Annotated in this window: 13 protein-coding genes and 1 tRNA gene; 8 read left to right on the forward strand and 6 right to left on the reverse strand. The window is 72.0% G+C overall.

What is annotated here, in order from left to right:
• Window positions 1–122: 122 nt before the first annotated feature.
• From ABD236_RS16710 to ABD236_RS16725, 4 genes are all read right to left on the reverse strand, one after another.
• Window positions 123–989: an S-methyl-5'-thioadenosine phosphorylase gene (locus tag ABD236_RS16710; RefSeq protein ID WP_344074500.1), complete on the reverse strand. Its 867-nt coding sequence runs from the start codon at window positions 987–989 to the stop codon at window positions 123–125.
• Between the two features lie 111 nt (window positions 990–1,100).
• On the reverse strand, window positions 1,101–1,415 hold the full coding sequence (locus tag ABD236_RS16715; RefSeq protein WP_344074501.1) for an FmdB family zinc ribbon protein: 315 nt from the start codon (window positions 1,413–1,415) through the stop codon (window positions 1,101–1,103).
• Window positions 1,416–1,483: 68 nt separating this feature from the next.
• Window positions 1,484–2,761, reverse strand: coding sequence for an MFS transporter (locus tag ABD236_RS16720; protein WP_344074503.1), 1,278 nt, complete (start codon window positions 2,759–2,761; stop codon window positions 1,484–1,486).
• A gap of 371 nt (window positions 2,762–3,132) precedes the next feature.
• Entirely contained in the window at window positions 3,133–4,668 is a 1,536-nt protein-coding gene (locus ABD236_RS16725) for a potassium/proton antiporter (protein ID WP_344074549.1), read from the reverse strand.
• Between the two features lie 202 nt (window positions 4,669–4,870).
• Between ABD236_RS16725 and ABD236_RS16730 the strand changes: the two genes are divergently transcribed.
• A complete protein-coding gene (locus tag ABD236_RS16730; RefSeq protein ID WP_344074504.1) occupies window positions 4,871–7,612 on the forward strand; it encodes a penicillin acylase family protein in 2,742 nt (913 codons plus the stop codon).
• A 59-nt stretch (window positions 7,613–7,671) separates the two neighbouring features.
• Here ABD236_RS16730 and ABD236_RS16735 read toward each other — a convergent pair whose 3' ends face one another.
• A complete protein-coding gene (locus ABD236_RS16735; RefSeq protein ID WP_425543885.1) occupies window positions 7,672–8,235 on the reverse strand; it encodes a 5-formyltetrahydrofolate cyclo-ligase in 564 nt (187 codons plus the stop codon).
• Between the two features lie 123 nt (window positions 8,236–8,358).
• Between ABD236_RS16735 and galU the strand changes: the two genes are divergently transcribed.
• The 7 genes from galU to ABD236_RS16770 all read left to right on the forward strand — a co-directional run bounded on the left by galU (window position 8,359) and on the right by ABD236_RS16770 (window position 13,793).
• Window positions 8,359–9,270: a UTP--glucose-1-phosphate uridylyltransferase GalU gene (gene galU / locus ABD236_RS16740; RefSeq protein WP_344074506.1), complete on the forward strand. Its 912-nt coding sequence runs from the start codon at window positions 8,359–8,361 to the stop codon at window positions 9,268–9,270.
• The gene (gene glp / locus ABD236_RS16745; RefSeq protein ID WP_344074507.1) at window positions 9,267–10,568 is read left to right on the forward strand and encodes a molybdotransferase-like divisome protein Glp; all 1,302 of its coding nucleotides are present in this window, start codon (window positions 9,267–9,269) and stop codon (window positions 10,566–10,568) included. Before galU ends, glp begins: the two co-directional genes overlap by 4 nt.
• 59 nt (window positions 10,569–10,627) lie before the next feature.
• Window positions 10,628–11,128: a cyclic pyranopterin monophosphate synthase MoaC gene (moaC, locus tag ABD236_RS16750; RefSeq protein WP_344074509.1), complete on the forward strand. Its 501-nt coding sequence runs from the start codon at window positions 10,628–10,630 to the stop codon at window positions 11,126–11,128.
• Window positions 11,129–11,211: 83 nt separating this feature from the next.
• Complete coding sequence (locus ABD236_RS16755) at window positions 11,212–11,718, forward strand: MogA/MoaB family molybdenum cofactor biosynthesis protein (protein WP_425543889.1); 507 nt, start codon at window positions 11,212–11,214, stop codon at window positions 11,716–11,718.
• The gene (locus ABD236_RS16760) at window positions 11,715–12,341 is read left to right on the forward strand and encodes a GNAT family N-acetyltransferase (RefSeq protein WP_344074551.1); all 627 of its coding nucleotides are present in this window, start codon (window positions 11,715–11,717) and stop codon (window positions 12,339–12,341) included. Before ABD236_RS16755 ends, ABD236_RS16760 begins: the two co-directional genes overlap by 4 nt.
• Window positions 12,342–12,483: 142 nt before the next feature.
• Window positions 12,484–13,644 carry a divisome protein SepX/GlpR gene (gene sepX, locus ABD236_RS16765; protein WP_344074511.1) on the forward strand — a complete coding sequence of 387 codons (1,161 nt, stop codon included), beginning with the start codon at window positions 12,484–12,486 and terminating at the stop codon, window positions 13,642–13,644.
• 75 nt (window positions 13,645–13,719) lie between these two features.
• Window positions 13,720–13,793, forward strand: a tRNA-Ala gene (locus ABD236_RS16770).
• Window positions 13,794–13,904: 111 nt separating this feature from the next.
• On the opposite strand, the gene ABD236_RS16775 is transcribed toward ABD236_RS16770, so the two are convergent.
• Complete coding sequence (locus ABD236_RS16775; RefSeq protein WP_344074512.1) at window positions 13,905–14,378, reverse strand: hypothetical protein; 474 nt, start codon at window positions 14,376–14,378, stop codon at window positions 13,905–13,907.
• Between the last annotated feature and the right edge of the window lie 3 nt (window positions 14,379–14,381).

Here is a 14,381-nt window from a genome sequence, read left to right on the forward strand (position 1 = left end):
AGCCCTGTGGATTACTCGCCGGTTGTGGACAACTCCCTCACCCGTACGGGAAAGAGCGACCTGAACCGACCGATGGGACCCGCCCGCTCGGCGGGGCCGAGCCGGACCACCGACCCGCCCTCCTACGGCAGCCGAATCCCCGTGTCCAACCCATCCAGCGCCCGAGTGCACAAGCAGTCGCGCTCGCCCGTCGGCAGCGCCTCCACCGCGTCGAAGAGCACCGACCGCAGGCGGTCCACATTGGCCGCGAAGACCCGCAGCACTTCCTCGTGGGAGACGCCCTCTCCGGTCTCCGCGCCCGCGTCCAGGTCGGTGACCAGGGTCATCGTCGTGTAGCAGAGCCCCAGTTCGCGGGCGAGCACCGCCTCGGGGTGGCCGGTCATGCCCACCACCGACCAGCCCATCGCGGCGTGCCACCGCGACTCCGCGCGCGTGGAGAAGCGCGGGCCCTCGACGACGACCAGCGTGCCGCCGTCCACCGGCTCCCAGTCCCGCCCGCGCGCGGCGGCGAGCGCGGCCTTGCGGCCCTCGGGACAGTACGGGTCGGCCAGCGCCACGTGCACGACGTTCGGGACCGTGCCGTCGGGCAGCGGACAGCCGTCGTAGTACGTCTGGACGCGCGACTTCGTACGGTCCACCAGCTGGTCCGGCACGAGCAGCGTGCCCGGTCCGTACTCGGGCCGCAGCCCGCCCACCGCGCACGGGCCGAGCACCTGGCGCACGCCCACCGAGCGCAGGGCCCACAGGTTGGCGCGGTAGTTGATGCGGTGCGGCGGGAGGTGGTGGCCGCGGCCGTGCCGGGGCAGGAAGGCGACCCGGCGACCCGCGACCTCGCCCAGGAACAGGGAGTCGCTGGGGCTGCCGTACGGGGTGTCGACCTGGATCTCGGTGACGTCCTCCAGGAAGGAGTAGAAACCGGAGCCGCCGATGACGCCGATCTCCGCGCCTTGTGAGGACCTGCCGTTCGCCGCGCGCTCTGCGTTAGCCATGCGCAGCACCCTAGCCGGGGCGATCGGCGGCCAGAACGGGTACCGGCATGCCGAGGACCCCGCCGTCGGGGACGGCGGGGTCCTGGGGTGTCCTGGGCTCGTGCGGCCGGGTCAGGCGGCCGACGACGAGCTGGTGGAGCTCGACGAGGAGGAGGACGTCGAGGACGCCGACGCGGCGGGCTTAGAGTCCGAGCTCGACGACGTCGACGGCTTGGCGGCCGAGGAGGCGGGCGAGCTGCTCGACGAGGCGCCGCGGCTGTCGTTGCGGTAGAAGCCGGAGCCCTTGAAGACGATGCCGACGGCCGAGAAGACCTTCTTCAGGCGTCCGTCGCAGTTGGGGCAGACGGTCAGGGCGTCGTCGGTGAACTTCTGCACCGCCTCGAGGCCTTCGCCGCACTCGGTGCACTGGTACTGGTAGGTCGGCACTTGTCTTCCTCCTGGCACTCTCACTCGATGAGTGCTAACGACGGTCCATAGTGACGTATTCCGCTGGATCAGTCCACCGTCACGGGAACTCGGTGACCGACGCCACTACGCGCGACGGTCCGTCCCGAGGCGCGCGGCGCCAGTCGCGAGCGCAGCGAGACCAGCGTGACCAGGGCGAGCGCGGTGCCCGCCAGGGGCACCAGGAAGCCCGCGCTGGAGCCGTGGCCGTCGGCCAGTCGGCCGGCCACGGTGACCGCGCCGGCCTGGCCCAGCGCCACGGCGCCGGTCAGCCAGGTGAAGGCCTCGGTCCGGGCGGAGGCCGGGACCAGCGACTCGACCAGGGTGTAGCCGGTGATCAGGGCCGGGGCGATGCAGAGGCCGACGATCAGGCCGAGGCCGCCGAGCAGCACCGCCGAGTGCATCGCCCACAGGCCCGAGGCGGCCAGGGTCAGGCCGGTGTAACCCGCGATCAGCCGCGTCCGGGGCGCGGACTTCCAGGCGATGGCGCCGCACGCGATGCCCGCCAGCATGTTGCCCGCGGCGAAGATCCCGTACAGCAGACCGTTGGCGCCGGGGTTGCCGATCTCCTCGGAGAACGCGGTCAGCGAGACCTGCATACCGCCGAAGACGGCGCCGATGCCGAGGAAGGACACGGCGAGCACCCGCACACCGGGGATGGAGAGCGCGGAGACGTGCTCCACGCGCGCGTGGTCCGCGGCGGCGCGGCTGGGCTGCGGCTGGGTGCGGTGCTGGGAGGCGAAGAGCAGGCCGCCGACCAGGGTCAGCGCGGCCTCGGTGACCAGTCCGGCCGCCGGGTGGACGCCGGTGCACAGCGCGGTCGCCAGGACCGGGCCGATGACGAAGGTGAACTCGTCGGTCACCGACTCGAAGGCCGCGGCCGTGGACATCAGGGGCGAGCCGTCGAGCTTGGCGGCCCAGCGGGCCCGGACCATCGGGCCGATCTGCGGCACCGAGGCGCCGGTCGGGACGGCGGCCAGGAACAGCGCCCACAGGGGCGCGCCGGCCAGCGCCAGCGCGATCAGCACGGAGCCGGAGGCGGTGTGCACGAGGACGCCGGGGAGCAGCACGGCGCGCTGGCCGAAGCGGTCGGCGAGCTTGCCGCTCTGCGGGGCGAACAGGGCCATGGAGACGCCGGTGACGGCGGCCACGGCACCGGCGCTGCCGTACGAGCCGGTGGTGTGCTGGACGAGGAGCACGATGCTGATGGTGAGCATCGCGAAGGGCTGCCGGGCGGCGAAGCCGGGCAGGAGGAACGAGAGTGCGCCGGGAGTGCGCAGGAGCTGCCCGTAGCCCGGGCGACGCTCGGAAGCGACCGTGGATGCCACGGTCCTTGCCTTTCTGCCGCCTGGTAGCGCGCCCCTCGTACCGGTGGGTACGGGCGCCGCCGAGAGCTGTCCTCTTGCGCGGAACTGCGGTAGATGCCGGGGCTCACTGCGAGAGCCTCCGACCGCCATACGGTCGCGCCAGCTCTGCGTCAGGCAGAGTTGGTCGATCAGTGGTGTGCCTTCATGGTACAGGGGGATTCGACTCCGTGCCTGTGAAAGCGCACGGATGACCGAGATCACACCTGTGATTAACCGGATCTTCTTCCGGGTGTTCCCCGAGTCGGCGGGCGGGGACGGGACGCGGCCCGCGACGAGCTGGCGCGGCCCCGGCGCGCACCCATCCGGCGCGCACCCGTCCGCCGCGGCCGGGACTACGCGCGCGGCGCCGCCCCGCCCGTCCCCAGCCACCCGGCCAGCTTTCCGCCCTGGCCGACCGCCCGCAGCCGGGCCTCGGCCGCGTCCCGTACCGGATCGGTGGCCACCACGAGGAGCTCGTCGCCGCGCCGCAGCACGGTCGTCGGCCCCGGCACGAAGCTCGTCCCGTCGCGCACGACCAGGGTGACCGCGGCTCCCGGCGGCAGGCGCAGCTCGTGCACCTCGACGCCGTGCATCCGTGACTCCGGCGGGATCGCCACCGACAGCAGATGGCCGCGCAGCCGCTCCAGCGGGGCGGACTCGATGCCCAGGTCGGCGGCGGTCTCGATGTCGGAGATCTCCAGCTTGCGGGCCAGCCAGGGCAGGGTGGGGCCCTGGACCAGGGTGTAGACGACGACCAGGACGAAGACGATGTTGAAGACGCGCTCGCTGCCGTCGATCCCGGAGACCATGGGGATGGTGGCCAGGATGATGGGCACGGCGCCGCGCAGCCCGGCCCAGGACATCAGGGCCTTCTCCTGCCACGGCATCCGGAAGGGCGCCAGGCTGACCAGTACCGCGAACGGCCGGGCCACCATCGTCAGGACCAGGCCGATGATCACGGCGGGCCAGAAGTCGTCCGGCAGCTCGTGCGGGGTGACGAGCAGGCCGAGCAGGACGAACATGCCGATCTGGGCGATCCAGCCCAGGCCGTCCGCGAAGCCCCGGGTGGCGGGCCAGTGCGGCAGCTTGGCGTTGCCGAGGACCATCGAGGCCAGATAGACGGCGAGGAAGCCGGAGCCGTGGGCCATGGCGCCCGCCGCGTAGGCGGTGACGGCGATCGCCATCACGGCGATCGGGTAGAGGCCGGACGCGGGCAGCGCCACGTGCCGCAGGCCCCAGGAGCCCAGCCAGCCGACCGCGAGGCCGATCCCGGCGCCGATCGCCAGCTCAAGGGCGATCTTGCCGACCAGTACGTACCAGGAGTCCACCGGGCCCGGTGTGGAGAAGGCGACGACCAGGATGACGACCGGGGCGTCGTTGAAGCCCGACTCGGCCTCCAGGACGCCGGTGATCCGGGACGGCAGCGGGACCCGGCGCAGGACGGAGAAGACGGCCGCGGCGTCCGTCGAGGACACCACCGCGCCGATGATCAGTGACTGCCGCCATTCGAGCCCGACCAGATAGTGCGCACCGGCCGCGGTGACCCCCACGCTCACCGCGACACCGACGACCGAGAGCACGATCGCCGCCGGCAACGCCGGGCGGATCTCCTTCCACTTGGTGCCCAGACCGCCCTCGGCCAGGATCACCACCAGGGCGGCATAGCCGATGACCTGGGTCATCTCGGCATTGTCGAACTGGACATCGAAGATTCCGTCCTGCCCTATGGCGATCCCGATCCCGAGATACAGGAGCAGGCTCGGCAGCCCGCTGCGGGAGGAGACGCGCACCGCCGCGACGGCGATGAGCAGGACGAGCGAGCAGATGAGCAGGAGCTCGTTGAGATGGTGGACAGTCAGTGGCCGATCCTTCCCCTCACGCGCCGTCAGGCGCCCTCACGCACCGGTGCCGGAACGTTCCTCCGGCCACCGGTACTTCGTTACCTTACCTAATCTTTGACGAGTTCTTTACGCAAGAACGTGTCAGTAGGACGGGCTGACGCTCATAAAAGACACCGCGTCCGGGGCTGTCAGTCGCTGCGCCTATGGTTGCTCCAGCACCTAGGACCACCCTGCCCCTCGAAGGACAGCGATGCCCGCCAACACAACCGCCCCTTCCGCCAAGACGAAAAGGAAGAAGGGACGCCGTGCCCGCCTGATCCTGATCGTCCTGGTGCTGGCGCTCGTAGCGGGTGTCGGTTACGGCGCGTACTGGAGCATCAGCACCGTTCGCGCCTCCTTTCCGCAGACCACGGGGTCGATCCAGCTCAAGGGCCTCACCGGCGGCCCGGTCGAGGTCAAGCGCGACGACTACGGGGTGCCGCAGGTCTACGCGGACAACGACACCGACCTCTTCATGGCCCAGGGCTTCGTCCAGGCCCAGGACCGCTTCTGGGAGATGGACGTCCGCCGCCACATGACCTCCGGCCGGCTGTCGGAGATGTTCGGCAAGGACCAGGTCGAGACCGACGCCTTCCTGCGCACTCTCGGCTGGCGCCGGGTCGCGCAGCAGGAGTACGACACCAAGCTGTCACCGCAGACGAAGAAGTACCTCCAGGCGTACGCCGCCGGTGTCAACGCCTATCTGGAGGGCAAGGGCCCCAAGGACATCTCCCTGGAGTACGCGGCGCTGGACTTCGTCCACGACTACAAGGTCGAGAAGTGGACGCCGGTCGACTCGGTGGCCTGGCTCAAGGCGATGGCCTGGGACCTGCGTGGCAACATGCAGGACGAGATCGACCGGTCCCTGATGGCCAGTCGGCTCACCCCCAAGCAGATCAAGGACCTCTACCCGCCGTACCCGACAGCGACCCACCGACCGATCGTCGACGGGGGCTCGGTCAACAAGATCACCGGCAAGTACGACCCCAGCCGTGAGCCGAGCACCGGCTCCGGCACGGGCTCGACGGTCCAGGGGGCGACACAGGGCGCGCAGGCGCAGCTCGCGCGCCTCTCCGAGAGCCTGGACAAGATCCCGGCGCTGCTCGGTCCCAGCGGCAGCGGCATCGGCTCCAACTCCTGGGTCGTCTCCGGCAGGTACACGACGACCGGTATGCCGCTGCTCGCCAACGACCCGCATCTCGCGCCGATGATGCCGTCGCTCTGGTACCAGATGGGCCTGCACTGCCGTACGGTCTCCGCGAAGTGCGGCTTCGACGTGGCGGGCTACACCTTCTCCGGAATGCCCGGTGTGGTCATCGGCCACAACCAGGACATCTCCTGGGGGTTCACCAACCTCGGCGCCGATGTGACCGACCTCTACCTAGAGAAGATCGCCCCCGGCGGCACCTATCTGCGCGACAACCAGCAGCAGGCCCTTCGCACGCGCGAGGAGGTCATCAAGGTCGCCGGCGGCAAGAGCAAGACGATCACCGTGCGCGAGACCGAGAACGGCCCGCTGGTCTCCGACCGTGACGACGAGCTGGAGAAGGTCGGCAAGAAGGCCCCCGTCGCCACCTCCGCCCCGGACCGGGGCGAGGGGTACGCGGTGGCGCTGAAGTGGACCGCCCTGGATCCGGGCAAGTCCATGGACGCGGTCTTCGAGCTCGACCGCGCCAAGGACTTCAAGTCCTTCCGGGCGGCGGCCAAGGACTTCGAGGTCCCCTCGCAGAACCTGATCTACGCCGACACCAAGGGCCACATCGGCTACCAGGCGCCGGGGAAGATCCCGGTCCGCGCCAAGGGCGTCGACGGCTCGGTGCCCGCCCCGGGCTGGGACTCCCGGTACGACTGGAAGAAGTACATCCCCTTCGACCAGCTCCCGTACGAGCTCGACCCCAAGCGCGGCTACATCGTCACCGCCAACCAGGCCGTGATCGACGAGAAGAAGTACCCGTACCTGCTGACCAAGGACTGGGGCTACGGCACCCGCAGCCAGCGGATCAACGACCTCATCGAGTCGAAGACCAAGGACGGCGGCAAGGTCTCCACCGAGGACATGCAGAAGATGCAGATGGACAACAGCAGCGAGATCGCCGCGCTGCTGACGCCCGCGCTGCTGAAGGTCGACGTCCCCGACCCGGCCGTACGGGAGGCGCAGAAGCTGCTGGAGGGCTGGGACTACACCCAGGAGCCGGACTCCGGGGCGGCCGCCTACTTCAACGCGGTGTGGCGCAACGTCCTCAAGCTGGCGTTCGGCAACAAGCTCCCCAAGGAGCTGCGGGTCGAGGGCGAGTGCCTGAACGTGCGTCCGCCGGACAGCTCCGGCCCGGTGGACGACCTCAACGGGCTGGTGCGCGAGTGCGGCCAGCGCGACGCGGACTCGGCGCAGCCCGACGGCGGCGACCGCTGGTTCGAGGTGGTCCGGCGGATCTTCAACGACGAGAAGAACGAGTGGTGGCAGACGCCCAAGAGCCGTCTGGACCCGGCCACCAAGACCCGTGACCAGCTGCTGGCGCGCGCGATGAAGGACGCCCGCTGGGAGCTGACGGCCAAGCTCGGCAAGGACGTCACCGGCTGGAGCTGGGGCCGGCTGCACCAGCTGATGCTGAAGAACCAGACCCTCGGCACCGACGGCCCCGGCTTCGTGCAGTTCCTCCTCAACCGCGGCCCCTGGAACCTGGGCGGCGGCGAGGCGGCGGTCGACGCCACGGGCTGGAACGCGGGCGGCGGCGACTACGCGGTCACCTGGGTGCCGTCGATGCGGATGGTGGTGAACCTGAAGGACTTCGACAAGTCGAAGTGGATCAACCTCACCGGCGCCTCCGGCCACGCCTACAGCGCGCACTACACGGACCAGACCGGGAAGTGGGCCAAGGGCGAGCAGCTGGACTGGTCCTTCAGCGCCAAGGCGGTCGGCGCGTCGACGGTCGACACGCTGACGCTCAAGCCGTGACCCTCGGCCTTCTTGTGAGGGCGACGGCTCGAGCGCGGCGGCTCAGGCCGTGAAGCGGGTCAGGCCCTGAAGCGGGTCACCCCCTTCGGGGTGACCACCGCTTGAACGGGGTGGTCGTGCGGTTCCTCCGGAACCCGCGCGACCACCTCGTTCGCGTAGAGCAGCACCACGCGCGCGGGGTCGTGGCCCGCCGCCGCGATCCGGGCGAGCACCCGGTCGTACGAGCCGCCGCCCCGGCCCAGGCGCATCCCGCGCGCGTCGACGGCGAGACCGGGCAGCAGCACGGTGTCGGCCTCCAGCACGGCGGCCGGGCCGAGCCGGATCCCGGACGGCTCCAGGAGCCCGCGCCCGGCCGGTTCGAGCCGGTCCGCGCCCTCGTACTCCGCCCAGTCCAGGTCATTGTCCGATTGCAGTACGGGCAGCAGGACGCGAACCCCCCGCGCGCGCAGTGCGTCGAGCAGCGCGTGCGTCCCGGGTTCGCGCCCCACCGAGACGTACGCGGCGACCGTCCCCACCGCCGCGAGCTCGGGGAGGACGAGCGCCTGCCGGGCCAGCTCCTCGGCCGCCCCGCGCACCTCGTCCGCTGTCAGGAGCCGCCGGACACCCAGCAGTTCCGCGCGCAAGAGGGCCTTTTCGGCTGCACCATCACTCACAGTGTTTTCACAATCCCCTCAAATGCCGGTTTATGAGGCCGAATTAACCGGAGGATAATCTTCCGCCCCTACGCAGCGGTTAGTGTGCTGCGCATGACTCAGTCGTCCCCACGGATCACCAAGGCTGTCATTCCGGCGGCAGGCCTCGGCACCCGCTTCCTGCCGGCCACCAAGGCCACCCCCAAGGAGATGCTGCCGGTCGTCGACAAGCCCGCGATCCAGTACGTGGTCGAGGAGGCGGTCGCCGCCGGCCTCTCGGACGTGCTGATGATCACGGGGCGCAACAAGCGGCCCCTGGAGGACCACTTCGACCGCAACTATGAGCTGGAGGAGGCCCTCTCCCGCAAGGGGGACGAGGCCCGGCTCGCCAAGGTCCGGGAGTCCAGCGACCTCGCCGCGATGCACTATGTGCGCCAGGGCGACCCCAGGGGCCTGGGCCACGCCGTGCTGTGCGCCGCGCCCCACGTGGGCGACGAGCCCTTCGCGGTGCTCCTGGGCGACGACCTCATCGACGCGCGCGACCCGCTGCTCTCGCGCATGGTGGAGATCCAGGAGCGCGAGGGCGGCAGTGTGATCGCCCTGATGGAGGTCGAGCCCTCGCAGATCCACCTCTACGGCTGCGCGGCCGTCGAGCCCACCGGCCACGGCGACGTCGTACGGATCACCGGCCTGGTGGAGAAGCCCGACCCGGCGGACGCCCCCAGCAACCTCGCCATCATCGGGCGCTACGTCCTGGATCCCGCGGTCTTCGCGATACTGCGCCAGACCGAGCCGGGCCGCGGCGGCGAGATCCAGCTCACCGACGCGCTCCAGCAGCTGGCCGCCGACGAGAAGGTCGGCGGCCCGGTGCACGGCGTGGTCTTCAAGGGCCGCCGCTATGACACCGGCGACCGCGGCGACTATCTGCGTGCCATTGTCAGACTCGCGTGCGAACGTGAAGACCTGGGCCCCGACTTCAAGGCCTGGCTTCGCAGTTACGTGACCGAGGAGATGCAGGCACCTTGAGCAACACGATCTGGTCGGTCGACGAGCACCTGGAGGACGTCCTCGCCGCCGTCGAGCCGCTCGAACCCATCGAGCTGCAACTGCCCGACGCCCAGGGCTGCGTCCTGGTCGAGGACGTCACGGTGCCGCTCGCGCTGCCCCCCTTCGACAACAGCTCGATGGACGGGTACGCGGTGCGCGTGGCGGACGTGGCGGGCGCCAGCGAGGAGTTCCCCGCGGTGCTGACCGTGATCGGGGACGTCGCCGCCGGCAGCGGCGACCTCCCGGCCGTCGGCCCCGGCGAGGCCGCCCGGATCATGACCGGCGCCCCGCTGCCGCCCGGCGCCGAGGCCGTCGTCCCGGTCGAGTGGACCGACGGCGGTACGGGGCGGGGCGCGGCCACCGGTATGCGCGCCGCCAGTGACGCGCCCGAGGGCGCGAGCGGCGAGGTCCGGGTGCACCGGCCCGCCGAGGCCCGCGCGCACGTCCGCGCGCGCGGCAGCGACGTGCGGGCGGGTGACCTCGCGCTGGCCGCCGGCACCGTCCTCGGCCCGCCCCAGATCGGCCTGCTCGCGGCGATCGGCCGGGGCACCGTGAAGGTCCGCCCGCGCCCGCGCGTGGTCGTCGTCTCCACCGGCAGCGAACTCGTGCAGCCCGGAGAGAAGTTGGCCGAGGGCCAGATCTACGACTCCAACAGCTTCGCGCTGGCCGCCGCCGCGCGCGACGCGGGAGCGATCGCCTACCGGGTGGGCGCGGTCACCGACGACGCCGAGACGCTGCGCGCCACCATCGAGGACCAGCTGATCCGCGCCGATCTGCTGGTGACCACGGGCGGCGTGAGCGTGGGGGCGTACGACGTCGTCAAGGAGGCGCTGTCCTCGGTGGGCGACGAGGACGAGCCGGGCGGCGGCATCGACTTCCGCAAGCTCGCCATGCAGCCCGGCAAGCCCCAGGGCTTCGGCTCGATCGGCCCCGACCACACCCCGCTGCTCGCGCTGCCGGGCAACCCGGTGTCGTCGTACGTCTCGTTCGAGCTGTTCGTCCGCCCCGCGATCCGCACCCTGATGGGCCTGCCGGACGTGCACCGGCCACGCGTGCGTGCCGCGCTCAGCGCCGACAAGGCGCTCACCTCCCCGGCGGCCCGGCGCCAGTTCCTGCGCGGGACCTACGACGCGCGCGAGGGAGCCGTCACCCCGGTCGGCGGCTCCGGGTCGCATCTGATCGCGGCCCTGGCCCAGGCGGACTGCCTGATCGTCGTCCCCGAGGACGTCACGTCCGTGGAACCCGGCTCCGAAGTGGAGGTGGTCCTGCTCGGCTGACCGGGCCGGGGTGGCGGTAGCGTGTCTGCCCACACAGGCCGGACCGGGAGCGCCACACCATGAGTACGCAAGGCAGGCTGACGCACATCGACGAGGCGGGCGCGGCCCGGATGGTCGATGTCTCCGAGAAGGACGTGACGGCCCGCACCGCGCGCGCGAGCGGCCGGGTCCGCGTCTCGCCGCGGGTCATCGAGCTGCTGCGCGGCGAGGGCGTGCCCAAGGGCGACGCCCTGGCGACCGCCCGGATCGCCGGGATCATGGGCGCCAAGCGCACCCCGGACCTGATCCCGCTCTGCCACCCGCTGGCGGTCTCCGGGGTGAAGCTGGACCTCACGGTCGCGGACGACGCCGTGGAGATCCTGGCGACGGTGAAGACGACCGACCGCACGGGCGTCGAGATGGAGGCGCTGACCGCCGTGTCGGTGGCCGCGCTCACCGTCGTGGACATGGTGAAGGCCGTGGACAAGGCGGCCGTCATCACGGACGTACGGGTCGAGACCAAGACCGGCGGCAAGTCGGGCGACTGGTCCCGCCCGCAGGCGCACGGAGCCACGCCGTGACGGCGCCGGACGGGGGCCGCGCGCGCCCCGGCGTGGAGAACGCACCCCCCTTCCCCGGCGACTCGGCGGGCCTCGGCGCCGCGCTGCTCGCCCCGTACGCGGCGCTCGTCGTCACCGCCTCCAACCGCGCGGCGGCCGGGGTGTACGAGGACAAGGGCGGCCCGATCCTCGCCGAGGGCCTGGCCGGGCTGGGCTTCGCCGTGGACGGGCCGCTGGTGGTGCCCGACGGCGACCCCGTCGAGCAGGCGCTGCGCGCGGGCGCGGCCGCCGGGTACGACGTCGTCGTCACCACCGGCGGCACCGGCATCTCGCCCACCGACCGCACCCCCGACGCCACCCGCCGGGTCATCGACTACGAGGTGCCCGGCATCCCCGAGGCGATCCGCGCCGAGGGCCTGGCGAAGGTGCCGACCGCGGCGCTCTCCCGGGGCCTCGCCGGGGTCGCGGGCGGCGGCACGCTGATCGTGAACCTGCCGGGCTCCCCCGGCGGCGTCCGTGACGGACTGGCGGTCCTGGAGCGGCTGTTGCTGCACGCCGTCGACCAGATCCGGGGCGGCGACCACCCCAGACCCGCGGGGAGCCCAAGCTGAACGTCCCATCATGGCCGGTCGAGCTGGCGGACGGCGAGGTGCTCCTGCGCCCCATAAGGCTGCGCGACCAGCGGACCTGGCGCGAGGTGAACCGGCGCAACCGCGAGTGGCTGCGGCCCTGGGAGGCGACCATCCCGCCGCCCGCGCCCGGCGCCCCGCCCGCCCAGCGGCCCACCTACCGGCAGATGGTCCGGCATCTGCGCGCCGAGGCGAACGCGGGCCGGATGCTGCCGTTCGTGATCGAGTACCAGGGCCGCCTCGTCGGGCAGCTGACCGTCGCCGGGATCACCTGGGGCTCGATGTGCTCGGGGCACGTCGGCTACTGGGTCGACCGCGATGTGGCGGGCCGGGGCGTGATGCCCACGGCCGTCGCCCTCGCCACCGACCACTGCTTCCGTACGGTCGGGCTGCACCGCATGGAGGTCTGCATTCGCCCCGAGAACGGGCCGAGCCGGCGGGTGGTGGAGAAACTCGGATTCCGCGAGGAGGGGCTGCGCCCGCGCTATCTCCACATCGACGGCGGCTGGCGGGACCACCTGGTGTACGCGCTGACGGCGGAAGAGGTGCCCGAGGGGCTGCTGTACAGGTGGAAGCAGGCACGCCGGGCTCACCACGATAAATGAAATAAGCGTTCGAATTCGGTCGGGGTGCGACCACGAACCGATCTGAAGAATCACAAAAAAAGCCGGTGATATCAGCCAGATCGTGCGACACACCGGCTCAATTGGCGTATCCCTTCGCGCCCGTCCCTCTACCGTGTGGGGTGTGAGCAGCAGCGGCCTCATCTACGCAGTCATCGTCGGGGCCTGGGCCGCCTACTTGGTGCCGATGTGGCTCCGCAGGCAGGACGAGCTCAACGAGGCCCGTCCGACGGAACGCTTCAGCACCGCCATCCGGCTGCTGTCCGGACGGTCGGCCATGGAGCGCCGGTACGCCAAGGAGCTGAGGCAGCGAGGTTCTGGCGACCCCGTCCCCGACGCCGACCCGGACGCGCCCACGGAGTCCCTGGTGGACCCCGGCCAGGGCGTCGACGTCCGGGACTTCGCCGTGCCCCGACAGCACCCCACGGGTGCCGGGGTGCAGCGGCCGGCCGGACGCGAGGAGCCGCGTCCCGAGGAGGCCCGATCCGAGCCCGCCGAGGAGCCGCGTCCCGAGGAGCGCCGGGGCGCTGAGCGCCGTGGTGAGGAGCGAGCAGGGGGCGCGCGGCAGCCCGACGGGCGCCGGCGTGACAGACGTTCTCCGGACGCCGCCGAGCGTGCCCGTCGCGCCCGGCGCAGCGCGGTGCTCGCGCGCCGCCGGCGTACGACGGTGTTGCTCTTCCTCGCCTTCACGCTGGGCGCGGTCGTGGCGGCGGTCGGCGGCCTCGGCTTCCTGTGGGCGCCCGCGATCCCGGCCGTCCTGCTCAGCGCGTACATCGTGCATCTGCGGGCGCGGGAGCGGCGCAGGTTCGCGTTCGTCATGGACCGGCGGCGCGCCGAGGCGGCCGCGCAGCGGCTGCGCGAGCGCCAGCCGCGCCGCCAGCCGGCCGCCGTCGCGGAGACCGAGGACGAGCCGGAGGCGCACCCCGCCCCCGAGCCCGAGCCCGCCGTCTCCCCGCAGGAGGCCGACCGGCGCGCGCTGGTGGAGCAGACCGACCACGCCGAGTGGGTCGACCAGCAGCGCGAGCGCGGCCCCGAGCGCGGCGACAGCTGGGAGCCGGTCCCGGTGCCGCTGCCGACCTATGTGACGGCCCCGGTCGCCCCGCGCGCCACCGGCAGCATCGACCTGGGCGCCCCGGACACCTGGTCCTCGGCCCGCTCCTCCACCGCGGACCCGGCGACCCCGGCCCCTCCGGCGCCCCGTCGCCGCACGTCGCCGGGCAGCCGCCGGACCCCGCTCTTCGACCAGTACGCGGACGACGACCGGCCCCGCGCGGCCAACGAGTGAGGCCCGTCTCGCTGACCAGCGGGGACCGGATTTCCAAGCACCCCCATCGGGGTGCTAATGTTTCACCCGTTGCAAGGGCCTGTGGCGCAGTCCGGTAGCGCACCTCGTTCGCATCGAGGGGGTCAGGGGTTCGAATCCCCTCAGGTCCACAACAACAGGGAAGAGCCCCTGTCGGAGAAATCCGGCAGGGGCTCTTCTCATGTGCCCGGACGGCCCGTTCGGGCCCGGTCGCCCCGGCTCGGACGGCAGGCGCCCGTCCGTCAGGACTTCTGGAGCCGGAGCCGGAAGTCGGGGCAGACGTCGGGGTCGAAGTCCTCGTAGAGGTCCGTGCGGGTCGCGTCGGTGCCGATGGTGAGCTTGTCGAGGGTGTCGCCCTGGAGGAACAGCGCCGGCTTCGTGAAGTGCAGGCGCAGCAGCGCCCGGTGGGTGGCCGAGGTGGCGGGCTCGATCTCCCAGGTGCCGGAGCCGTTGAACGCCTTGCCCAGCTCGGCGCGGTGGTAGTCGCCGGTGGGCCACTTCTGCGCCGTCATGGCGCCGCCCGGGGACAGCGTCAGACGCACCCCGTCGGCCTCGTGCGCGCCCTCGTAGCGGCCGACGAGCTCGCCGGGGGTCGCGGACTCGGCGGCGGCCGGGACGCAGCGCTCAAGGGCGTCCGAGCCGCACGCGGTGAGCGTGGCGGGCAGGACCGCGAGGGCGGCGACGGCGCCGAGGGCGCGTCGGACGGGGTGGGGCACGGT

The sequence above is a fragment of the Streptomyces crystallinus genome, assembly GCF_039521265.1.
In the GTDB taxonomy this organism is placed as follows: domain Bacteria; phylum Actinomycetota; class Actinomycetes; order Streptomycetales; family Streptomycetaceae; genus Streptomyces; species Streptomyces crystallinus.

Bases quoted from the DNA above. Each gene is read 5' to 3' on its own strand.
- moaC (WP_344074509.1), top strand. From the start codon at position 10,628: ATGAGTACGCAAGGCAGGCTGACGCACATCGACGAGGCGGGCGCGGCC.
- ABD236_RS16730 (WP_344074504.1), top strand. From the start codon at position 4,871: ATGCCCGCCAACACAACCGCCCCTTCCGCCAAGACGAAAAGGAAGAAG.
- galU (WP_344074506.1), top strand. From the start codon at position 8,359: ATGACTCAGTCGTCCCCACGGATCACCAAGGCTGTCATTCCGGCGGCA.
- ABD236_RS16710 (WP_344074500.1), bottom strand. From the start codon at position 989: ATGGCTAACGCAGAGCGCGCGGCGAACGGCAGGTCCTCACAAGGCGCG.